The 21,000-nt window shown below is 72.7% G+C and carries 17 protein-coding genes and 1 riboswitch; of the genes, 11 read left to right on the top strand and 6 right to left on the bottom strand.

The window, feature by feature from the left end; all coding sequences use genetic code 11:
• Positions 1–22: 22 nt before the first annotated feature.
• Complete coding sequence (locus tag JGR68_RS12220) at positions 23–1,024, bottom strand: mitochondrial fission ELM1 family protein (protein WP_234446513.1); 1,002 nt, start codon at positions 1,022–1,024, stop codon at positions 23–25.
• An 82-nt stretch (positions 1,025–1,106) separates the two neighbouring features.
• On the opposite strand from JGR68_RS12220, the gene JGR68_RS12215 reads away from it, so the two are divergent.
• The 5 genes from JGR68_RS12215 (at position 1,107) to JGR68_RS12195 (ending at position 5,330) form a co-directional block, all read left to right on the top strand.
• A complete protein-coding gene (locus JGR68_RS12215; protein WP_199362310.1) occupies positions 1,107–1,697 on the top strand; it encodes a malonic semialdehyde reductase in 591 nt (196 codons plus the stop codon).
• Positions 1,694–2,575 carry a hypothetical protein gene (locus JGR68_RS12210; protein ID WP_199362309.1) on the top strand — a complete coding sequence of 294 codons (882 nt, stop codon included), beginning with the start codon at positions 1,694–1,696 and terminating at the stop codon, positions 2,573–2,575. The genes JGR68_RS12215 and JGR68_RS12210 overlap by 4 nt, the downstream gene beginning before the upstream one ends.
• Before the next feature lie 62 nt (positions 2,576–2,637).
• On the top strand, positions 2,638–2,832 hold the full coding sequence (locus tag JGR68_RS12205; protein WP_199362308.1) for a zinc-finger domain-containing protein: 195 nt from the start codon (positions 2,638–2,640) through the stop codon (positions 2,830–2,832).
• Between the two features lie 25 nt (positions 2,833–2,857).
• A complete protein-coding gene (locus JGR68_RS12200; RefSeq protein ID WP_199362307.1) occupies positions 2,858–3,985 on the top strand; it encodes a glycosyltransferase in 1,128 nt (375 codons plus the stop codon).
• Complete coding sequence (locus JGR68_RS12195; protein WP_199362306.1) at positions 3,969–5,330, top strand: O-antigen ligase family protein; 1,362 nt, start codon at positions 3,969–3,971, stop codon at positions 5,328–5,330. The genes JGR68_RS12200 and JGR68_RS12195 overlap by 17 nt, the downstream gene beginning before the upstream one ends.
• Here JGR68_RS12195 and lpxL read toward each other — a convergent pair.
• Positions 5,324–6,229: an LpxL/LpxP family Kdo(2)-lipid IV(A) lauroyl/palmitoleoyl acyltransferase gene (lpxL, locus tag JGR68_RS12190; RefSeq protein WP_199362305.1), complete on the bottom strand. Its 906-nt coding sequence runs from the start codon at positions 6,227–6,229 to the stop codon at positions 5,324–5,326. The two genes, JGR68_RS12195 and lpxL, sit on opposite strands and share 7 nt — an antisense overlap.
• 68 nt (positions 6,230–6,297) lie before the next feature.
• On the opposite strand from lpxL, the gene waaA reads away from it, so the two are divergent.
• Entirely contained in the window at positions 6,298–7,602 is a 1,305-nt protein-coding gene (gene waaA / locus JGR68_RS12185) for a lipid IV(A) 3-deoxy-D-manno-octulosonic acid transferase (RefSeq protein WP_199362304.1), read from the top strand.
• 25 nt (positions 7,603–7,627) lie between these two features.
• Here the strand turns inward: waaA and JGR68_RS12180 are convergent, their stop codons facing one another.
• The 3 genes from JGR68_RS12180 to JGR68_RS12170 form a co-directional block, all read right to left on the bottom strand.
• The gene (locus JGR68_RS12180; RefSeq protein WP_199362303.1) at positions 7,628–8,977 is read right to left on the bottom strand and encodes a TolC family outer membrane protein; all 1,350 of its coding nucleotides are present in this window, start codon (positions 8,975–8,977) and stop codon (positions 7,628–7,630) included.
• 25 nt (positions 8,978–9,002) lie between these two features.
• Positions 9,003–9,656 (bottom strand): protein-L-isoaspartate O-methyltransferase, encoded by a 654-nt coding sequence (locus tag JGR68_RS12175; protein ID WP_199362302.1) that lies wholly within the window; start codon positions 9,654–9,656, stop codon positions 9,003–9,005.
• Between the two features lie 130 nt (positions 9,657–9,786).
• Positions 9,787–10,443 (bottom strand): TetR/AcrR family transcriptional regulator, encoded by a 657-nt coding sequence (locus tag JGR68_RS12170; protein ID WP_199362301.1) that lies wholly within the window; start codon positions 10,441–10,443, stop codon positions 9,787–9,789.
• 85 nt (positions 10,444–10,528) lie between these two features.
• Between JGR68_RS12170 and JGR68_RS12165 the strand changes: the two genes are divergently transcribed.
• Together JGR68_RS12165 and JGR68_RS12160 are read left to right on the top strand one after the other, a co-directional pair.
• Positions 10,529–11,626, top strand: a complete 1,098-nt coding sequence (locus JGR68_RS12165) for an efflux RND transporter periplasmic adaptor subunit (RefSeq protein ID WP_234446512.1) — start codon at positions 10,529–10,531, stop codon at positions 11,624–11,626.
• On the top strand, positions 11,623–14,814 hold the full coding sequence (locus JGR68_RS12160) for an efflux RND transporter permease subunit (RefSeq protein ID WP_199362300.1): 3,192 nt from the start codon (positions 11,623–11,625) through the stop codon (positions 14,812–14,814). Before JGR68_RS12165 ends, JGR68_RS12160 begins: the two co-directional genes overlap by 4 nt.
• A gap of 34 nt (positions 14,815–14,848) precedes the next feature.
• Here the strand turns inward: JGR68_RS12160 and JGR68_RS12155 are convergent, their stop codons facing one another.
• A complete protein-coding gene (locus tag JGR68_RS12155) occupies positions 14,849–15,796 on the bottom strand; it encodes a homoserine kinase (protein ID WP_199362299.1) in 948 nt (315 codons plus the stop codon).
• A 178-nt stretch (positions 15,797–15,974) separates the two neighbouring features.
• Between JGR68_RS12155 and JGR68_RS12150 the strand changes: the two genes are divergently transcribed.
• The 3 genes from JGR68_RS12150 to JGR68_RS12140 are packed head-to-tail and all read left to right on the top strand — an operon-like array spanning position 15,975 to position 20,700.
• Positions 15,975–17,813 (top strand): FAD-dependent oxidoreductase, encoded by a 1,839-nt coding sequence (locus tag JGR68_RS12150; protein WP_199362298.1) that lies wholly within the window; start codon positions 15,975–15,977, stop codon positions 17,811–17,813.
• Positions 17,810–19,648 (top strand): 2-oxoacid:acceptor oxidoreductase subunit alpha, encoded by a 1,839-nt coding sequence (locus JGR68_RS12145; RefSeq protein ID WP_199362297.1) that lies wholly within the window; start codon positions 17,810–17,812, stop codon positions 19,646–19,648. Before JGR68_RS12150 ends, JGR68_RS12145 begins: the two co-directional genes overlap by 4 nt.
• Positions 19,645–20,700, top strand: coding sequence for a 2-oxoacid:ferredoxin oxidoreductase subunit beta (locus JGR68_RS12140; RefSeq protein ID WP_199362296.1), 1,056 nt, complete (start codon positions 19,645–19,647; stop codon positions 20,698–20,700). The genes JGR68_RS12145 and JGR68_RS12140 overlap by 4 nt, the downstream gene beginning before the upstream one ends.
• Positions 20,701–20,863: 163 nt before the next feature.
• Positions 20,864–20,962: riboswitch (TPP riboswitch) on the top strand.
• Positions 20,963–21,000 lie beyond the last annotated feature (38 nt).

Genomic DNA, 21,000 nt, shown 5'->3' with positions numbered 1-21,000 from the left:
AGCGGGCGCGGCTGGCGGGTCCTCAGCCGTCGTGGAGGGCGGCGTCCGGGATGCCCGGCCCAAGGCCCAGCCGCGCCCGGACTTCGGCGGCGACGCGCGCGGTCTCGCGCAGGGGCAGCGCCTCGAAGGGCATCGCCGCCGCGTCGAGCGGCCGGATGCGCCCGCGCGCGAGCAGGGCATCGACGAAGCGGCGCGGACGCCCGCGCATCGCCGTGGGCCGGTGGACGAAGACCGGCGCACGGGTGGCGCAGGCCTCGGACAGCATGTTGACCGAGTCGGCCGTGCAGGCCAGCAGGTCGGCCCAGGCCAGCATGCCGGCATACGGGTTGGCGCCGTCGCCCGCATCGGCCCAGCTGCGCGCGGGGACCGGCGGCGACCAGGCACGCAGCGCGGCGCGCACCGCGTCGGGCGTGCGGCGCGAGGCCACCACCATCAGGCTGCCGCCTTCGCGCAGCGCCATGGCGCCGGCGTCGCGCAGCAGCGCATCGAACTCCTCCACGCCGAAGCCGGCGTGGCCGCTGGGGCCGCCCACCAGCACCGCGATCCTCGGCGCGGGCAGGGCGGCCAGCGCGGGGAGTGCGCGGCGAGCCTCCGCCAGCCACGCGTCGTCCACCGGATGCAGGCTGCCGGCCAGGGTGATGACGTTGTCGCCGCGGAGGCCGTCGTGTTCGGGCGCCACGACCAGGTCCCAGTGGCGCGGCGGCAGGCGCGGGTCGAGCACCTGGACTACGCGTGCGCCGTGCCCGCGCAGCAGGCGGGTGGCCAGCGCCGCCTGGCGTCCACAGCCCACCGCGAGCGCCGGCGGCGCGGACAGCAGGTCACTAAACGTCGGGCCGAACGCATGGCGGTCGCCCGGACTCCTGCGCGGCGCCAGCCAGCGCCACGGCGCCCGCGGTTCCAGCACGTGGCCGGCAGCCGCGGGTGCGAGCGCCTGCGCCAGCGCCAGCGCCTGGCGCGCGTTGCCGGCGCGGCCATCGCTCAGCGCCAGGGTGCGCGGTGCAGCGCCATCTGCGGGAATCGACACCATGCGTTGCGGCCGTGGGACGTGGGAACTCCGCCGGGACTCTACACTGGCGCTCCACTGCACCGAACCACGAGGGATCCTGATGTCCGAAGCGCTGTCCGACGCCACGCTCGCGCGCCTGTTCCGCGAAGCGCGCACCCACAACGCCATCGGTGGCGAGGTGGATGACGCCACCCTGCGCGCGCTGTACGACCTGGTGAAGTTCGCGCCCACCGAGGCCAACGCCTGTCCCGCGCGCTTCGTCTTCGTGCGTTCGCCCGAGGCCAAGGCGAAGCTCGCGCCCGCACTCAGCGACGGCAACCGCGACAAGACCCTCGCCGCGCCGGTGACCGTGATCGTGGGCCACGACATGGCGTTCTTCGACAAGCTGCCGGTGCTGTTCCCGCACACCGACGCGCGCTCGTGGTTCGCGGATTCGGACGAGGCGCGGCTGGATCGCGTCGGCCTGCGCGGCTCGAGCATGCAGACCGCCTACCTGATCCTCGCCGCGCGCGCGCTGGGTCTGGACTGCGGTCCGATGACCGGCTTCGACAACGCGATGGTCGACGCCGCGTTCTTCGCCGGCACGTCGGTCCGCTCCAACATCCTGGTCAACCTCGGCCATGGCGATGCGGCGCAGCTGTTCCCGCGCTCGCCGCGGCTGTCGTTCGACGAGGCCGCGCGCATCGAATGAGCGCCGTTGCCGGACAGGTTCCGGGCGGGCCGCGGCTGCGGCGCGCCGGCGCACGCGGCCACGTCGCGGGTGCCGGTGGCATCGACGCGGTCGAAGCCTTTTCCCGCGCGGACGCGATCGATCCGGCCTGGATGGGCTGGGGCGCGCTGCGCGTGCTGTCGACCCAGTCCTGGCCGCCCGGTGCCGCGCGCGACGAGGGCCGGGTCGCCAACATGGAGCGGCTGCTGCTGGTGCTGTCCGGGGCCATGGACGCCGACTGCGGCGAACTCGGCCGCCAGCGCGTCGAGGCCGGCGCAGCCCTGTACATCGGGGCCGGCCACGGCGTGGTCGTGCGGCTGGCCAACGCCTCGTCCACGCAGCCCCTGCGCCTGGTCGAAGCCTGGCTGCAGCCCGATCGGGTCAATGCGCCGCCGCGGATCGAGTTGCGGGCCGCTTCGCCTGCGCTCGATGCGGAGCATGCGGCTCCATCCGCGTCCGCGTGGACGCTGCTGGCCGCGGGAGAGGGACCCGTGGCGGGCGCATCCGCGGCGGTCGAAACTCCGGCCGCTGCCGCTGCCGCTGCCGCTGCCGCTGCCGCTGCCGCGAGTTCGCCCGCGTCGGCCGACCCGCTGCCCATCCGTCTGCGGGCGCAACTGCTGTCGGCCTGCCTGGCCCGGGGATCCAGCCTGGACCTGCCGGTGTGCGCTGCCGGCCGGTACTGGCTGGAGGTGATCGACGGCGAGCTGGTCGTGCAGGCCCCGGCGGCCGTCGCCGATCCCGGTCTGCGCTTGCTTGCGGGAGACGGCATGGCCTGGCCCGCAGACGGGCTGGCGCCCGTGGCCGTGGCTGCCGCTGGCGATCGTCCGGCCCGCGTGCTGCTCGTCGCCCTTCCGGCCTGAGCGGACCCGCGCCGCCGGGGCAGGCTAAACTGTCGCGGTTCCCCAGCCCCGGTCACGCCACGATGTCCACCGCCCAGCCGCAGCCCGCCAACGCCGAGAAGCAGTACGAGGTGCGTCGCGCCGACCTGCCGCTGAGCTGCCCGCTGCCGGCGATGGCGCTGTGGAACTCGCATCCGCGCGTCTACCTGCCGATCGAGAGCGAAGGCGGCCAGTCCGACTGCCCGTATTGCGGCGCCCATTTCGTCCTGGTCGACTGAGCGCGGCGCCGCGGGCCGCCGGCACGTGCCCCGGCCGCTGACCGTCCTGCAGCTGCTGCCGGCCCTCGAGTCCGGCGGGGTCGAACGTTCCACCCTGGAAGTGTCCGCGGCCCTGGTCGCGGCGGGACACCGCGCGCTCGTCGCCTCGGCCGGCGGACGCCTGCTGCCCGCGCTGCTTGCCAGCGGCGCGGAGCATGTGGAACTCGACCTCGGCCGCAAGTCGCTCGCGACCCTCGGCCTGGTGCGGCCGCTGCGACGGCTGATGGCGGAGCAGGGCGTCGACATCGTCCATGCGCGCTCGCGCCTGCCGGCGTGGATCGGCTGGCGCGCGCTGCAGGGCCTGCCCGTCGCGTCGCGTCCGCGCTTCGCCACCACGGTCCACGGCCTCAATTCGCCCTCGCGCTACAGCCAGGTGATGCTGCGCGGCGAGCGCGTGGTCTGCGTCTCCGACACCGTCCGCGACTACGTCCTGCGCCACTACCCCGACACCGATCCGGCGCGGCTGCGCGTGATCCCGCGCGGGATCGATCCGGCGGCGTTTCCCCGCGCGGACTTCCCCGACCGCGCCGCGCGCGCCGCCGCCGCCCTCGAAGCGCCGAACCTGGCCGGCGATGGCCCGCTGCTGCTGCTCCCGGGGCGCGGCACGCGGCTGAAGGGCCATGCCGATGCCCTGGAGCTGCTGGCCGCGCTGCGCGCCGACGGCCTCGATGCCCGGCTGTGGATGCCCGGTGCCCGCGACCCGGCGCGCGCGGCCTACGTCGCGGAGCTCGAGGCCCGCGCGGCCGTGCTCGGCGTGGCCGGGGCGCTCGCGATCACGCCGCCCACCGCCGCGATCGCCGCGGCCTACGCCGCCTGCGACCTGGTGCTGCAGCTCTCGCGCAAGCCCGAGGCCTTCGGCCGCACGGTGATCGAAGCGCTGGCCAGCGGCCGCCCGGTGCTGGGCTGGGACCACGGTGGCGCGGGCGAGCTGCTGCGCGAGCTGCAGCCCGCCGGCACGGTCCAGCCCTTCGACGCGTCCGCGCTGCACGCCGGCGCGGGCGCGCTGCTCGCCCGCGGCGCGTCCGCAGCGGCTACGATTCCAGCGCTGCCCCGCCGCTACACGCTCCGGTCCATGCAGGACGCCACGCTCTCGGTCTATGACGAACTCCGCTGACGCCGCCATTCCACCGCACAGGAGCGCCGCCACCGGCTGGCGCTGGGCGCCGCACTGGGTACTGGCCTTCGTCGCGCTGTGGCCGGCACCGGGCTATGCCGAAGGCATCGTGGTGCTCGGCGCGCTGGCGGCGATCATCAAGCTCGCCGCCAGCCGCTTCCGCGGCGGCGCGCAGCTGCTCAGCGGCCCGGCGTGGGCGCTGACCAGCGTGCTGTTCTTCGCCTATTGGCTGCCCGAGCTGCTGTCGACGGTGGGTTCGGTCGATGCCGGGCGCGCGCTGCGCGAGGCTGCCGTCGACCTGCGCTACCTGCCGTTCCTGTGGCTGGTGGCGATCGCCGTGGCCGACGACCGTGGCCGGCGGCTGACCTTCACCGGGCTCGCGGTCATCGTCGCGATCTGGACGCTCGACGCGCTGGTCGAGGTGGCCTTCGACACCAGCCCGCTGTTCTGGGGGATCGATGCCGCCAAGCAGGCGATCAGCGGCCGGCCGATGTGCAACCTCGACGAACTGGCCGAGGCCGACCGCCTGGGCGGCGTGCTCGGGCCCTGCAACCTGAAGCTGGGCGTGGTGCTGGCGAGCCTGTCGCCGTTCGCGCTGTATGCCGCCGGCCGGCGCTGGAGCACGCTCGGCTGGGTCGTCGCGGCCGCCGCGATCGGGGTCGCGATCGTGTTCGCCGGTTCGCGCGCCTCGTGGCTCACCTATGCGCTGGTGCTGCTGCTGTCGGGCTGGCGCCTGCTCGGATGGAAGCGCCTGCTCGGCGTGTTCGCCGGCGGCGTGCTGGTGACGCTGGCGATCGCGATCACCTCGCCCGAGGTGCGCGACCGGTTCGAGCGCACCACCCAGGCCTTCCAGGCCAGCTCCACCGGGGTCGATGCCGCGCTGTCCGGGCGCACGCGGATCTGGGGCGCGGCGCTCTGCATGGTGCGCGAGCATCCGCTCAACGGCGTGGGCGCGCGCGGCTTCCGCGAAGCCTTCCCGGCCTGTGACCCCGAGGCTGGCGCACCCGCGGCCTGGGGTGCCGGCCCTGCGCTGCACGCGCACCAGATCGTGCTCGAGGTGCTGAGCGAGACCGGCATCGTCGGCCTGCTGCTGTGGCTGTCGGGCGTCGCCCTGGCGCTGCGTGCGTGGCGCTTCGCCTCGGCCGCCGCCCGCGAACGCGCGCGTCCGGCGATGCTCGCGCTGCTGGTGACGGTGTTCCCGCTCAACACCCACCTGGCGTTCTATTCCACCTTCTGGGGCGCGCTGACCCTGATGTTGGCGGCGCTGTATGCCGGCAGCCTGCTGGCGCGCGCCGGCCAGGCGCCACCGGACCCGGACGCCGCCACGCCGGCGCCCGCTCAGTAGGCCGAGCTGCCGTCCGGCTGGCGCTTGAAGCGGCGGTGGATCCACAGGTACTGCGCCGGCGCCGCGCGCGCCATGGTCTCGATCGCGGCCATCACTTCGGCGGTATCGGCGGTGGCGTCGCGCGAGGGAAAGCCCTCGGCGGCCGGGAACAGGCGCAGCGTGTAGCCGCCGTCGGCGCGGCGCGCATGCTGGAAGAACAGCACCGCGGCGCCCGACATCCGCGCCAGCTGGTGGGTCGAGGCGAGGCTGTTGGCGGGGCGTCCGAAGAACGGCACGTACACGCTTTCGCCACGGCTCGGGTCCTGGTCGGGCGCGTACCACAGCAGGCCGCCGCGCTTGAGGTGGCGCACCGTGCCGCGCAGGTCCTGCTTGGGGAACATCGCGGCGGCATAGCGCATGCGTCCGCGACGCACCGCCCATTCCATCGCCGGCTGCGCGTGCGGGCGGTACATGCCGGCCAGCGGCACGTGGTCGCACATCAGCCGCCCGCAGACCTCGAGCGTGGTGAAGTGGCCGCTCACCACGATCACGCCGCGGCCGCCGGCGCGCGCGGCCTCCATGTGTTCCAGGCCTTCGACCACCAGGCCGCGCCGCAGCGGCGCCACCGAGCCCCACCAGGCGCGCGCGAACTCGAACAGGCCGGTGCCGATGGCGGCGAAGTGCTCGCGCAGCAGCGCCTCGCGCGCGGCCGCGTCCAGTTCCGGGAAACACAGCTCGAGGTTGCGCGCGGCCACGCGGCGGCGTGCCGGCAGCACGCGCTGCAGCAGCACGCCGATCGCGCGGCCCAGCACGCGCTGCAGCGTCCAGGGCAGGCGCGCCAGCAGCGCCATCGCGCCGATGCCGATCCAGGTCGGCCAGTTCCGCAGGCCCAGCGGCGGTGTGTCGGCGTGGGTGGTCATGGCTCGATTCTACCGGCGTACGCGGCACCGGCCGCCCGCTGCCGCGGCGGCTTCGCTATCCTTGGTGCATGGAGGCCCCCCCCCGAGACCGCGCCGTCGAACGCCTGCTGCGCGGCCTGTACTCGGCCATGCTGTATGTGCTGGCGCCGGTCACCGTCTACCACCTGATCTGGCGCGGCTTCCGCCAGGCCGAATACCTCGAGCGCTGGGGCGAGCGCTACGCCGCCTACCGCACGCCGCCGCTGGACGGCTGCATCTGGGTGCACGCGGTCTCCGTGGGCGAGGTCAACGCCGCCGCGCCGCTGGTCAACGCGCTGCTCGAGGAGCGGCCGGACCTGCGCCTGCTGGTCACCACCATCACCCCGACCGGATCGATGCGCGTGCGCGCGCTCTGGGGCGACCGCGTCGAGCACGTCTACCTGCCATACGACCTCTCGGGCGCGGTGCGCCGCTTCCTGGCGCACTTCCGCCCGCGGCTGGCCCTGGTGCTGGAAACCGAACTCTGGCCGAACCTGCTGTTCTGCTGCCGCGACCACGGCGTGCCCGCCTACCTGGTCAACGCGCGGCTGTCAGAGCGTTCGCTGCGTGGCTACCGCGCGCTACGTCCGCTGGTCGGGCGCGCGCTGCGCACGCTGGCCGGGGTTGCCGCGCAGTCGGATGCCGACGCCGGGCGCTTCGTCCTGCTCGGCGCGCACCAGGAGGCGGTGTCGGTGCTCGGCAACCTCAAGTTCGACATCCGCATCGACGGAACCGCGCGCCGCACGGCGGCCGCCTTCGCCACCCACAGCGGCGGGCGCCGGGCCTGGATCGCCGCCAGCACCCACCCCGAAGAGGAGGCCGCGGTGATCGCCATGCACCGTCGGCTGCGCGCGCGCTGGCCGGACCTGCTGCTGCTGTGGGCGCCGCGGCACCCGGAACGCTTCCGGCCCGTCGCGCAGGCCTGCGTCGAGGCGGGATGGCGCGTGGCCACGCGCAAGCTGACCCAGTGGCCCGACGGCGGCGACGACGTGTTCGTGATCGACACCCTGGGCGAACTGGTGCACTTCTACGCCTGCGCCGAGGTCGCCTTCGTCGGCGGCAGCCTGCAGGCCGTGGGCGGGCACAACCTGCTCGAGCCGGCGGCGCTCGGCGTGGCGGTCGTCACCGGTCCGCACCTGCACAACTTCGCCGACATCGCCCAGCGCATGGACGAGGCCGGCGCGCTGCGCATCGGCGCCGATGCCGACGCGGTGGTGGCGGAACTCGACGCGCTGCTGGGCGACGAGGCCGCGCGCGCGGCGATGGTGGTCGAGGGGCAGCGGCTGGTGAAGGAAGGCCGCGGTGCGCTCGCGCTGACCCTGGACATGATCAGGCCGGCGTTGCCGCCGGCCTGAGCGTGCGCGGAGCGGGCGGCCGGACTCAGCCGCCGCTGGTGACCTGGGTGTCCGGCGTCGCGGCCTCGGCGGTCAGCAGGCGGTTGATCTCCTGCACGTCGTCGATCCCGAGGGTGCCGGCGGCCTGCGCCAGCAGCAGCCGGTTCTGCAGGAAGTTGTAGCGGGCCAGGGCGTACTCGCGCTCGGCGTTGAACAGGTTCTGCTGGTTGATCAGCACGTCGACGACGGTACGCGTGCCGACTTCGAGCCCGACCTGCGAGGCCTCGTAGGCGCTGCGGGCGGAGACCAGCGCCTGGCGGCGGGCGGCGATCTCGGACACGCCGGCGACCACGGTCTGGTAGGCGTTGCGGGTGTTGCGGTCCAGCGAGCGGCGGGACTGCTCGAGCTGCTGCTCGGAGATGTCGCGGCGCGACAGCGCCTGGCGGACCTGCGACTGGGTCGCGCCGCCGGCGAAGATCGGCACGGTCAGGGTCAGGCCCACGCTGTGGCCTTCGCCGGTCGAGGTGCCGCCCACGCCGCCCGGGCCGAGGTCGCCCCAGGCCGCGCCGTTGTCATAGCCCGCGCCCAGCGTCAGCCGCGGCAGGTGGCCCGAGCGCGCGGTGTTGACGCTGTGCTCGGAGGCGCTGAGGGCGTACTCGGCCGCGCGCAGCGACGGATTGTTCTCCATCGCGGTGGCCAGCCAGCGGCCCAGGCCGTCGCCCTCGGGCGCCTGCGGCTGGAAGTCCTCGGGCAGGGCGCGCAGCGTGCGCACCGGGCGCCCGGTGATTTCCGCCAGCGCCTGGTAGGCGTCTTCCAGCGCATTGCGCGACAGGATGGTGTTGGCGCGCGCGGCGTCGTACTGGGCGCGCGCTTCGTGCACGTCGGTGATCGGCGCCAGGCCGACCTCGAGGCGCTTGTCGGCGAAGTCGAACTGTTTCTGCAGCGCGGCCTCGGCGGCCTCGGACGCGGCCAGGGTCTCGATCGCCACCAGCACGTTGAAGTACGCCGCCGAGGTGCGGGTGATCAGCTCGTGGTTGGCGGCGTCGAGGTCGAAGCCGGCGGCCACGTCGAGGTCGCTCTGGGCGCGCAGGTTGGAGATCGCGCCCAGGTCGAACACCGTCTGGCTGAGGTCGACGCCGACGCTGCGGCGGCGCGCGTCGCCGTCGACGCCGGCGGCGTAGCTGCGGCTCAGCGAGGCGCTGCCGTTGATCTGCGGCAGCAGCGCCGCGCGCGCCTGGACCCGGCCTTCGCGCGAGATGTCGCGGCTGGACTCCGAGATCGCCAGCTGGGTGTCGCTGCTGCGTGCCAGCTCGTAGGTCTGCAGCAGGTCTTCGGCCGAGGCCGCGGCGGGCAGCAGGGCGAGGAGGAGCGCGAGTGCGAGGGGACGACGGGTCATCGGGGAGTCCTTGTGGGGGCGGCGGTCAGAGCGAGAACGCCGGGACGGGCGCCGCTCCGGCCAGGTAGGCGAGGTCGGTTTCGAACAACGATTCCAGGCGCGGTCCGTTGACGTCGGCATGCACCAGCACCGCCTCCATTGCCGGCGCGCGGCCGCGGACCACGAACAGGCGTCCGCCCGGGCGCAGCCAGCCGAGGAAGCGCTCGGGGATGCTGTCGACGGCACCGCCGACGACGATCGCGTCGAACTGGCGGCCCGGCTCCCAGGCGAAGGCGTCGGCCTGCGCCACCGAGACATTGGTCGCGCCCTGGGCGAGCAGCGTCGCCTGTGCAAGGGCGGCCAGGTCGGCATGGCGCTCGATCGAGGTCACCGAGCGCGCGAGGCGTCCCAGGCAGGCGGCCAGGAAGCCGCTGCCGGTGCCGATGTCGAGCACGTCCTCGGTTCCGTCCAGCGCGAGCGCCTGCAGCACGCGGCCCTCGACCACCGGCTTCATCATCGATTCGCCCTGCGCCAGCGGCAGCGCGATGTCGGCATAGGCCAGCGCACGGTGCGCCTCGGGCACGTAGGCCTCGCGCGGCAGGCGCAGGAGCACGTTGAGCACGCGCGGATCGAGCACGTCCCAGGGGCGGACCTGCTGCTCGACCATGGCTTCACGGGCTTTGGCGAAATCGAGGGTCATGGTGTCGGAGCCTGGCTGATCGGGGGGACCGGCCATTTTACGTCGAATCGCCGGGATTGGCCGGGACAGCATCGCCGCCGCGCCGGCGGCGCACTGAGTGCCGGAAGTCACCGGGCCGGCCGGCGGCGGGTCAAGGCGCCGGGCGAACGGCGTAGGCGCGCAGGAAGGTGTCGACGGTCGCCTGGATGTGGGCCTCGACATCGAATCCGGCCAGCGCATCGCAGCCCATCACCAGGCGCGGATGCAGGTCGCCGCGGAGCAGGGCGAAGAACTGGCTCGCCGCGCGCGCAGGATCGTCCACCGCGAGCTCGCCGGCCGCGGTGCGCCGCGCCAGCAACGCGGCGAAGCCCGACTGCAAGTGGCCGGCGCCGGCGCTCCAGAAGCGGTCGGCCAGGGTGCAATCCGCGCGCAGCGACGCACACATCAGGCGGAAGCCGGACACCGCTTCGGGGGAGGCCATGAGCGCGTACACCGCGCGGGCGATTCCGGCCAGCCGCTCCGGGAGCGGCTGGTGCGGCGCCGGCGTGAACAGCGTGGTCGGGACCTGGTCGTCGCAGTAGGACTCGACCGCATCGATGAACAACGCGTCCTTGTCGCCGAAATGGCTGTAGACGGTCAGCTTGGAGACCCCGGCGCGGGCGGCGATCTGGTCCATGCTGACGCCCTCGAATCCGTGTTCGAGGAACAGCGCCTTGGCCGCATCCAGGATCGCCGCGCGCTTGGCGGGATCCTTGGGACGGCCCGGCGCGGGGCGCTGTACCGCCTGGCTGTCGCTGGGCTTGGACATCGGCACTCAAATACTGGACCGTGTAGTTCTGTAACTATAGCATCGCGCTTCGCGGCAGGCCGCGGACGACCGATCAGGAGCGACGATGTCGGGGATGCGAAGGATCCGCTGGGCGGTCCCGGGTGCGATCGCGCTGGTGCTGGCCGCATGCGGCGACGGCACGGTGCCGGAGCCGCCGCCGCGCGCGGTGCTGGTGGCGCAGCCGCAGCCGGGGTCCGCCCTGGCGCGCAGCTTTCCGGGCGAGATCCGCGCGCGCGCCGAAACGCCGCTCGGCTTCCGGGTCGGCGGCGAACTGGTGCGGCGCCTGGTCGACGTGGGTGACCGGGTCGCGCGCGGCCAGCTGCTGGCGGTGATCGATCCGGCCGACTTCGAGGCCCAGGCCCGCGCCGCCAGCGCGCGACTGGCGGCGGCCGAGGCGCAGCTCACGCGCGCGGCGGCCGATCGCGCGCGCTACGCGACCCTGGCGCGCGACCAGCTGGTCAGCCGCTCGGCGCTCGACGCCCAGGACGCCGCATGGCGCGCCGCGGACGGCGAGGTGCGCGCGGCGCGCGCGCAGGCCGAGGTGGCCGGCAACCAGGCCAGCCATGCGGAGCTGCGCGCACCGGCCGACGGCGTGATCGCGAGCCGGCAGGCCGAAGCCGGGCAGGTGGTCGCGGGCGGGCAGGCGGTGTTCACCCTGGCCGGCGACGACGGTCGCGAAGTCGCGATCGCGCTGCCGGAGTCGGCCGTGGGCGATTTCAGCGTCGGCCAGCCGGTCGAGGTCGAGCTGTGGTCGGCGCCGGGCGAGCGCCTGCACGGCCGCTTCCGCGAGATCTCGCCGGCGGCCGATCCGGTGGCGCGCACCTATGCCGCGCGGGTCGCGCTGGAAGAGGCCGACGCCGCCCGCGTCGCACTCGGCCAGAGCGCGAAGGTCCATGTGACCGGTGCCGGTGCCGCCCTGTCGGTGCCGCTGTCCGCGATCCAGGCCGACCGCGACGGCAGCGCGAGCGTCTGGGTGTTCGACCAGGGCCGCGTGCGCGCGGCCAGGGTCGAAACCGGGCGGTGGGGCGCGGAGCGGGCGCCGGTGACGTCAGGCCTGGCCGCCGATGACTGGGTGGTCGTGGCAGGCGGCCACCTGCTGCGCGAAGGCCAGGACGTGCGCGCCGTGGATCTGCGCAACCGGCCGGTCGCCGCGTCGCGATGAACGCCCCGTCGCGCTTCAACCTGTCGGAGTGGGCGCTGCGCAATCGCGCGCTGGTGCTCTACGTGATGCTGGTCGCGGCCCTGGTCGGGGCCTGGTCGTACCGGCAGCTGGGCCAGTCCGAGGATCCGCCCTTCACCTTCAAGGCGATGGTGGTGCGCACGCTGTGGCCCGGCGCAAGCGCCGAGGACGTCGCGCGCCAGGTCACCGACCGCATCGAGCGCGCGGTGATGGAAACCGGTCGCTACCAGATGGTGCGCGCGTACTCGCGGCCCGGCGAATCGCAGGTGATCTTCATGGCCACCGATTCGCTGCCTTCGCGCGACGTACCCGAGCTCTGGTACCAGGTGCGCAAGAAGGTCGGCGACATCCGCGCCACCCTGCCGGCGGACGTGGTCGGGCCGTTCTTCAACGACGAGTTCGGCGACACCTTCGGCAACATCTACGCGTTGACCGGCGACGGCTTCGACTATGCCGTGCTCAAGGACTACGCCGAGCGCATCGAGCTGGAGCTGCAGCGCCAGCCTGACGTGGGCAAGGTCGAACTGATCGGCCTGCAGGACGAGAAGGTCTTCATCGAGGCCAGCAACGTGCGCCTGGCCAACTTCGGCATCGCGCCGGGCGCGATCCAGCAAGCGCTGGCGCAGCAGAACGCGGTCACCCCGACGGGCTTCGTCGAGACCGCCAGCGATCGCGTGCAGCTGCGCGTGGACGGCGCCTTCCGCTCGATCGACGACATCCGCGCGCTGCCGGTGCGCGCCGGCGACCGGACGCTGCGCCTGGGCGACGTCGCCGAAGTCACCCGCGGCTACGCCGACCCGGCCGCCCCGCGCATGCGCTTCATGGGCGAGGAGGCGATCGGCATCGGCGTGGCGCTGCGCGCGGGCGGCGACATCCTGGCCCTGGGCGAGACCCTGGCGTCCGAGGCCGCGCGCCTGGAGGCGACGCTGCCGCTGGGCATGGCGCTGCACAAGGTCTCCGACCAGCCGGCCGCGGTGCGCGAATCGGTGGGCGAGTTCGTCAAGGTGCTGGCCGAGGCGGTGGTGATCGTGCTGCTGGTCTGCTTCTTCTCGCTGGGTCTGCGCACCGGACTGGTGGTGGCGGTCTCGATCCCGCTGGTGCTGGCGATGACCTTCGCGGCGATGCACGCGTTCGGCATCGGCCTGCACAAGGTCTCGCTGGGTGCGCTGGTGCTGGCGCTGGGCCTGCTGGTGGACGACGCGATCATCGCGGTCGAGATGATGGCCATCCGCATGGAGCAGGGCGACAGCCGCTTCACCGCCGCCGGCTATGCCTGGTCGCATACCGCCTTGCCGATGCTGACCGGCACGCTGGTGACCGCCGCCGGCTTCCTGCCGATCGCGACCGCGGCCTCGTCGGTGGGCGAGTACACGCGTTCGCTGTTCCAGGTGGTGACGATCGCGCTGGTGGTGTCGTGGATCGCCGCCGTGCTGTTCATTCCCTGGCTGGGCGAGAAGATGCTGCCGGACTTCGCCGGCCGCGCGCCGCCGAAGCCGGGTTCGCTGGCCGCGCGCCATCGCGCCTGGCGCGAACGCCTGGCCGACCGCTGGCCGCAGTACGCCTTCGCGCTCGGGCCGCGGGAGCCGCACGCGCACGACAAGGACCCCTACCAGCGGCCCTTCTACCGCCGCCTGCGCCGCCTGCTCGGCTGGTGCCTGGTGCACCGCTGGCTGGTGATCACCGCGACCGTGGCCCTGCTGGTGCTGTCGCTCCTGGGCTTCCGCTTCGTGCCGCAGCAGTTCTTCCCGGATTCGCAGCGGCTCGAGCTGATGGTCGACCTCGAGCTGGCCGAGGGCGCCTCGCTGCGCGCGACCGACGCCGCCGCGCGCCGCCTGGAAACCCTGCTGGCCGGGCGCGCCGACGTCGACAACCACGTCGCCTACATCGGCACCGGCTCGCCGCGCTTCTACCTGCCGCTGGACCAGCAGCTGCCGCAGACCAACCTGGCCCAGTTCGTGGTGCTGGCGCGCGACGTCGAAGGCCGCGAGGCGCTGCGCGACTGGCTGATCGACAAGGCCGCGCCGCGGTTCCCCGAGCTGCAGCTGCGCGTGACGCGGTTGGAAAACGGGCCTCCGGTGGGCTATCCGCTGCAGTTCCGCGTGTCCGGCGAGCACGCCGACCGCGCCCGGGACATCGCCCGCCAGGTCGCGGACCAGGTGCGCGCGAATCCGCACGTGGCCAACGTCAACCTGGACTGGGACGAGCCGAGCAAGGTGGTGCGCCTGGTGGTCGACCAGGAGCGTGCACGCGTGCTGGGCGTCGACTCGCAGGGGCTGGCGCGCTTCCTCTCGGCCTCGCTGTCCGGGCAGGCGGTGGCGGTCTACCGGGAAGGCGACGCGCTGATCGAAGTGCTGGTGCGCGGCCCGCTGGACGAGCGCTCCGGGCTCGACACGCTGGGCGACCTGGTCGTGCACGGTGCCGGCGGCCGGCCGGTGCCGCTGTCGCAGGTCGCGCGGCTGGAGTACGCATTCGAGGACGGGATCATCTGGCACCGCGACCGCCTGCCGACGGTCACCGTACGCGCCGACGTGCGCGGCGACGCGATGCCGGCTAGCGTGGTGGCCGAGATCCTGCCGACGCTGGAAGGCATCCGCGCAGCACTGCCCGCGGGCTACCTGCTGGAGACCGGCGGCACGCTGGAGGACTCCGCGCGCGGCCAGGACTCGATCAAGGCCGGGATGCCGCTGTTCCTGTTCGCGGTGGCGACCCTGCTGATGCTGCAGCTGCGCAGCTTCCCGCGCAGCCTGCTGGTGTTGGCCACCGCGCCGTTGGGCCTGGTGGGCGCGGTGCTGTTCCTGCTCGTGTTCCGCGTGCCGTTCGGTTTCGTCGCGCTGCTGGGCACGATTGCGCTGGCCGGCATGGTGATGCGCAACTCGATCATCCTGGTCGACCAGATCCAGCAGGACATCGACGCCGGGCACGCGCGCTGGGACGCGGTGATCGACGCCACCGTGCGCCGCTTCCGGCCGATCGTGCTGACCGCGCTGGCGGCGATCCTGGCGATGATCCCGCTGTCGCGCAGCGTGTTCTTCGGCCCGATGGCGGTGGCGATCATGGGCGGGCTGACGGTCGCAACGGTGCTGACGCTGCTGTTCGTCCCGGCCCTGTACGCCGCCTGGTTCCGCGTGCGCCGCGACGAGCCGATTCCTGCCCGCCGCGCCCCCCTGTAGGAGCAGCTACAGCTGCGATCCGCCCTCGCCGGCTTCAATCCGCCCCAAGCAGCTCCGCCCGCGGGCCGGCCACGGGTGACACATGGGCCTGCGCCGCGCAGCCGGCCTGGTTGAAGCCGGCAACCATGGCCGGCGCCGCGGCCTCGGCTTCGGCGCGGGATTCGAACCAGGCGAAGCAGGTCGGGCCGCCGCCGGAGATGCTGGCGCCGAGTGCACGGTGGTCCATGGCGGCCTGCTTCACGGCGGCGAAGCCGGGGATGAGCGGTGCGCGCCGGGGTTCGACCAGGATGTCGCGCAGGCCTTCGGCGATCAGTGCGGCGTCGGCGCGCGCAAGGCCGGTGAGGAACACTGCCAGGTGTGCGGAATGCGCCACGACCTGCGGCAGTGGATAGGGTTCGGACAGGACGGCACGCGCGCGGCGCGTCTCGAGCACCAGGTCGGGCTGCACGGCCACGCAATGCAGCCACTCGGGGACGTCCAGTCGCAGCAGCCGTGTCTGCGTGGCCAGTGCGACGCCCCCGACCAGCATCGGCCCGACGTTGTCGCCCTGGCGGCTGTGGGTCGAGGCCCATTCGCCTTCGAGGGCGAAGGGATAGAGCGCCTCGCGCGACAGGGGCGCGTCGAGCAGGGCGTTGGCCGCCACCAGGGCCGCGACGCAGGACGCCGCCGAGCCGCCCAGGCCCGAGCCCAGCGGAATGCCCTTGTCGAGTTCGATCGCGAAGCCATGGGCGAGTCCGAGGGCCTCGCGCAGCGCCATGAGCGCGCGACCGGCGGTGTTCGCGGCCGCTTCCAGGGGAATGTCTTCGATGCCGCGGACCCTGCCGCGCACGGCGTCCACGCGCACCAGGGGTTGCTGGATCAGCCGGACGGTGGCGATGTCGCGCGGCCCGTCGATCGCGTGGCCGAGCAGGTCGAAGCCGACGCCGATGTTGCCCACGCTGGCGGGGGCGAACGCGCGGGCCTGTGTCGGGTGCAGGGTCATGCGCTGATTGTCACATCCGGCGTGCTCCCCGGCAGCCGTCGGTGCAGCGACGCCCTGCGCGGCATTGCCACGCCGCCCATGGCGTTGCTGCGCCGCCGCAAGCAGCGCCGGCGCTTGCGCCTAGACTGGGGCCGCTTGCGACGGCCGGGGCGTCCGGCCGCCAGCCACGGGGGGCGCAGTGAAGCCGACCGATATCCGCGATCCCGACACCTTCCACAAGGTCGTCGACTGCCAGTGGGCCTGTCCCGCGCACACGCCGGTTCCCGAGTACATCCGCCTGATCGCCGCCGGCCGGTTCGCCGACGCGTACATGGTCAACTGGGTGAGCAACGTGTTCCCGGGGATCCTCGGCCGCACCTGCGACCGTCCCTGCGAGCCCGCCTGCCGCCGCGGGCGGGTCGAAGAGAACAACGGTCCGCCGTCGATGCGCGACAAGCCGCAGCCGGTGGCGATCTGCCGCCTGAAGCGCGTTGCCGCCGACCACAAGGGTGATGTCAGCGGGCGCATGCCCCGGCCCGCGGTCCAGCGCAACGGCCGCCGCATCGCCTGCGTCGGCGCCGGGCCCTCTTCACTCACGGTGGCCCGTGATCTCGCGCCGCTGGGCTACGACATCACGGTGTTCGAGGCGGACCCGAAGGCGGGCGGCTTCATGCGCACCCAGGTGCCGCGGTTCCGCCTGCCGGAAGAGGTGATCGACGAGGAGACGGGTTACATCCTCGACATGGGCGTGGAATTCGTCGGTGGCCGGCGCATCGACTCGATGCGCGACCTGCTTAGGCAGGGTTACGACGTGATCTTCGTCGGCAGCGGCGCGCCGCGCGGGCGCGACCTGGACCTGCCGGGGCGGAAGGAGTGTGCCGACAGCATCCGCGTCGGCCTCGACTGGCTGGCCAACGTCTACTTCGGCCACGTCACCCGGGTCGGCCGCCGCGTGCTGGTGCTGGGCGGCGGCAACACCGCGATGGACTGCTGCCGCTCGGCGCGGCGTCTGGGCGGGGACGAGGTGACGGTGGTGGTGCGTTCGGGCTTCGACGAAATGAAGGCCAGTCCCTGGGAAAAGGAAGATGCGATGCACGAGGGCATCCCGATCCTCGACTACCGCGTGCCCAAGGCCTTCGAACACGCCAGCGGGCGGCTGACCGGCATGCGCTTCGAGCGCGTGCGCGCGGAGTACGACGAGCGCGGCCGCCGGCGGCTGGTGCCCACCGGCGAGCCGGATGAAGTGATTCCCTGCGACGAGGTGCTGATCGCCGTCGGGCAGGAGAACGCGTTTCCGTGGATCGAGCGCGATCTCGGCATCGACTTCGACGAGTGGGGCATGCCGGTGGTCGATACAGTCACCCACCAGTCGTCGCTGCCGCAGGTGCTGTTCGGCGGCGACGCGGCCTTCGGCCCGAAGAACATCATCTGGGCGGTGGCGCACGGCCACGCCGCGGCGATCTCGATCGACCGCCTGCTTGAGGGCGGGGATCCGCGCGAGCGGCCCGCGCCGGGCGTCACCCTGGCGTCGCAGAAGATGGGCATCCACGAGTGGAGCTACGACAACGCGGTCTCGCCCGACGAGCGCTTCGCGGTGCCGTGGTCGGAGGCGGCGAAGAAGCTCGACAGCATGCACATCGAAGTCGAGCTCGGTTTCGACGCCGCGACCGCGTGGAAGGAGACCCAGCGCTGCCTCAACTGCGACGTGCAGACGGTCTTCACCGATGACAAGTGCATCGAGTGCGATGCCTGCGTCGACATCTGCCCGACCGACTGCATCACCTTCACCATCAACGGCGAAGAAGAGGAGCTGCGCACGCGGCTGACCGCGCCGGCGCTCAACCTCGACCAGCCGCTGTACGTGTCGGGGCCGCTGAAGACGTCGCGGGTGATGGTCAAGGACGAGGACGTCTGCCTGCACTGCGGCCTGTGCGCCGAGCGCTGCCCGACCGGCGCCTGGGACATGCAGCAGTTCCTGCTGCGCGAAACGCACGCCGGCGGCGACCGCGCCGCGCTGAAGACGGAGGCCTTGGCATGACGCCGGCGCACGCGCCGCTGCGGGCGGTCAACGACTTCGTGGTCAAGTTCGCCAACGTCAACGGGTCCGGCTCGGCTTCGGCCAACGAGCTGTTCGCCAAGGCGATCCTGCGCATGGGCGTGCCGGTCGGCCCGCGCAATATCTTTCCCTCCAACATCCAGGGGCTGCCGACCTGGTACGAGGTCCGGGTCAGCGAGCGCGGCTGGCTGGGCCGGCGCGGCGGCGTCGACATGATGGTGGCGATGAACCCGCAGACCTGGGACGCCGACATCGCCGAGATCGAGCCCGGCGGCTACCTGTTCCACGACAGCAGCAAGCCGCTGCCGCGGTCGCGTTTCCGCGAGGACATCACCGCGATCGGCGTGCCGCTGACGGAAATCTGCAACACGCACTACAGCGATCCGCGCCAGCGCCAGCTGTTCAAGAACATCATGTACGTCGGCGCGCTGTCGGCGCTGCTGGACATCGACACGTCGGTCATCGAGGCGCTGATCGGCGAGCAGTACCGCAGCAAGCCGAAGCTTCTGGCGCCGAACATCGAGGCGCTGCACCTGGGCCGCGACTGGGTGCGCGCGCACCTGCCGCATCCCATCGGCCTGCGCGTGCAGCCGGCGGACGCGGTCGGCGACCGCATCTTCGTCGATGGCAACGACGCCGCGGCGCTGGGCTGCGTGTACGGCGGCGCGACGGTTTGCGCCTGGTATCCGATCACGCCCTCGTCGTCGCTGGCCGAGGGCTTCCAGAAGTACTGCCAGAAATACCGCGTCGACGCCGAGGGCCGTGCGCGCTACGCGATGATCCAGGCCGAGGACGAGATCGCTTCGATCGGCATGGTGGTCGGCGCCGGCTGGAACGGCGCGCGCGCATTCACCACGACGTCCGGGCCAGGCGTGTCGCTGATGAACGAATTCATCGGCCTGGCCTATTTCGCCGAGATCCCGGTGACGATCCTCAACGTGCAGCGCGGCGGGCCGTCCACCGGCATGCCCACGCGCACCCAGCAGTCCGACGTGCTGGCCTGCGCCCATGCCTCGCACGGCGACACCAGGCACGTGCTGCTGTTCCCCGAGGACCCGCGCGAGTGCTTCGACTTCGCCGCCGCGGCGCTGGACCTGGCCGACCGGCTGCAGACGCCGGTGTTCGTGATGAGCGACCTCGACATCGGCATGAACCAGCGCCTGTGCGCGCCGTTCGCGTGGGACGACGCGCGCGTGCATGACCGCGGCAAGGTGATGACCGCCGAGCAGCTGGACTCCGGCCGCGAGTTCGCGCGCTACAAGGACGTCGACGGCGACGGCATCCCGTGGCGGACCTGGCCGGGCACGCATCCCGACAAGGGCGCGTATTTCACCCGCGGCACCTCGCGCAACCCGCAGGCGCAGTACTCCGAACGTGGCCCGGACTACGTCTACAACATGCAGCGCCTGCTGCAGAAGTTCGACACCGCGAAGACGCTGGTGCCGCAGCCGGTACTGGTGCAGTCCGACGTGCCCGCCCGCTACGGCGCGATCTTCTACGGATCCACCAGCCCGGCGATGGACGAGGCCATGGAACAGCTGCGCGATGCCGGCGTCGCGCTGGATACGCTGCGGGTGCGCGCCTATCCCTTCCCGGACACGGTGCGGAACTTCATCGACACCCACGCGCAGGTGTTCGTGGTCGAGCAGAACCGCGACGCGCAGCTGCGCCTGCTGCTGATCGACGCCTTCGGCACCGATCCCGCGCGCCTGGTCGCGGTGCTGCACTACGACGGCACCCCCATCACCGCGCGCTTCATCACCGGCGCCATCGAGGCCCACATGCGCAGGCACGCGACGCAGGAGAAGGTGGCATGACCTGGCTCGCCAAACCGAAACTCCACCACCCGACGCTGCCCTGCAACGCCATCGGCTTCACCCGCCGCGACTACGAGGGCAAGATCAGCACGCTGTGCGCGGGCTGCGGCCACGACTCGATCTCGGCGGCGATCATCCAGGCCTGCTGGGAGCTCGACATCCAGCCGCACCGCATCGCCAAGCTGTCTGGCATCGGCTGCAGCTCCAAGACCCCCGACTACTTCCTCGGCCAGTCGCACGGCTTCAACACCGTGCACGGGCGCATGCCCTCGGTGCTGACCGGTGCCAACCTCGCCAACCGCACGCTCACCTACCTCGGCGTGTCCGGCGACGGCGACTCGGCCTCGATCGGCATCGGCCAGTTCGTGCATGCGATCCGGCGCGGCGTCGACATGACCTACATCGTCGAGAACAACGGTGTGTACGGGCTGACCAAGGGCCAGTTCTCGGCCACCGCCGACCAGGGTTCGGTGTCCAAGCGCGGCGTCGCCAATGCCGACAGCCCGATCGACCTGGTGACGATGGCGCTGCAGCTGGGCGCCAGCTACGTCGGCCGCGGGTTCTCGGGCGACAAGCAGCAGCTGGTGCCGCTGATCAAGGGCGCGCTGTCGCATCGCGGCGCCGCCTTCCTTGATGTGATCAGTCCTTGCGTGGCGTTCAACAACCACGCGGGCAGCACCAAGAGCTACGACTACGTGCGCGAGCACAACGAGGCCGTCAACCGCCTGGACGTGATGCCGTCGCGGACGGCGATCGAGGTGGAGCAGGAGGCCGGCACCACCATCGATATCTCCCAGCACGACGGCCGCACGCTGCGCCTGCACAAGCTCGATGCCGGCTACGACCCGCGCGACCGGATCGCCGCCCTCAATCTGATCCACCAGGGGAATGCGCGCGGCGAGGTGGTGACGGGCCTGCTGTTCGTGGATCCGGACGCCGACGATCTCCACGGCCACATCGGCACCGTCGATACCCCCCTCAACGCACTGGGCGCCGCCGAGCTGTCGCCGGGCGCGGCGGCCCTGGACAGGATCAACGCCGCCCTGCGCTGACCGGGCCTGCTGCCCGCCTCTGTAGGAGCGGCCACAGCCGCGATTGCGGAAGTGTCGGAGGATCGCGGCTGTAGCCGCTCCTACAGGGGAGGCTGCGGCACGGTGCCGTTGGCGACTTCGGTACGCCGGCATTGGCCCGGACGCATGCCGCGTGGTCAAATGCCGGCTGAAGCGGGGGTACCGCGCCATGGGCGCGGTTGAGACAGACCCTTCGAACCTGATGCGGTTGATACCGCCGTAGGGAAGCTTCGCGGCAAGCGGCCACCGTTCCCGGTGGCGGCGGCCGCGCCTTCGCTTCGT

The sequence above is a fragment of the Luteimonas sp. MC1750 genome (assembly GCF_016615955.1).
Lineage (GTDB): Bacteria > Pseudomonadota > Gammaproteobacteria > Xanthomonadales > Xanthomonadaceae > Luteimonas.
Note: the sequence above shows the minus strand (reverse complement) of the source record. Positions and strands in the feature narration are given on the sequence as shown.

Coding starts and splice junctions, on each gene's coding strand:
- JGR68_RS12215 (WP_199362310.1), top strand. CDS start 1,107: ATGTCCGAAGCGCTGTCCGACGCCACGCTCGCGCGCCTGTTCCGCGAA.
- JGR68_RS12210 (WP_199362309.1), top strand. CDS start 1,694: ATGAGCGCCGTTGCCGGACAGGTTCCGGGCGGGCCGCGGCTGCGGCGC.
- JGR68_RS12205 (WP_199362308.1), top strand. CDS start 2,638: ATGTCCACCGCCCAGCCGCAGCCCGCCAACGCCGAGAAGCAGTACGAG.
- JGR68_RS12195 (WP_199362306.1), top strand. CDS start 3,969: ATGACGAACTCCGCTGACGCCGCCATTCCACCGCACAGGAGCGCCGCC.
- lpxL (WP_199362305.1), bottom strand. CDS start 6,229: ATGACCACCCACGCCGACACACCGCCGCTGGGCCTGCGGAACTGGCCG.
- waaA (WP_199362304.1), top strand. CDS start 6,298: ATGGAGGCCCCCCCCCGAGACCGCGCCGTCGAACGCCTGCTGCGCGGC.
- JGR68_RS12180 (WP_199362303.1), bottom strand. CDS start 8,977: ATGACCCGTCGTCCCCTCGCACTCGCGCTCCTCCTCGCCCTGCTGCCC.
- JGR68_RS12175 (WP_199362302.1), bottom strand. CDS start 9,656: ATGACCCTCGATTTCGCCAAAGCCCGTGAAGCCATGGTCGAGCAGCAG.
- JGR68_RS12170 (WP_199362301.1), bottom strand. CDS start 10,443: ATGTCCAAGCCCAGCGACAGCCAGGCGGTACAGCGCCCCGCGCCGGGC.
- JGR68_RS12165 (WP_234446512.1), top strand. CDS start 10,529: ATGTCGGGGATGCGAAGGATCCGCTGGGCGGTCCCGGGTGCGATCGCG.
- JGR68_RS12160 (WP_199362300.1), top strand. CDS start 11,623: ATGAACGCCCCGTCGCGCTTCAACCTGTCGGAGTGGGCGCTGCGCAAT.
- JGR68_RS12155 (WP_199362299.1), bottom strand. CDS start 15,796: ATGACCCTGCACCCGACACAGGCCCGCGCGTTCGCCCCCGCCAGCGTG.
- JGR68_RS12145 (WP_199362297.1), top strand. CDS start 17,810: ATGACGCCGGCGCACGCGCCGCTGCGGGCGGTCAACGACTTCGTGGTC.
- JGR68_RS12140 (WP_199362296.1), top strand. CDS start 19,645: ATGACCTGGCTCGCCAAACCGAAACTCCACCACCCGACGCTGCCCTGC.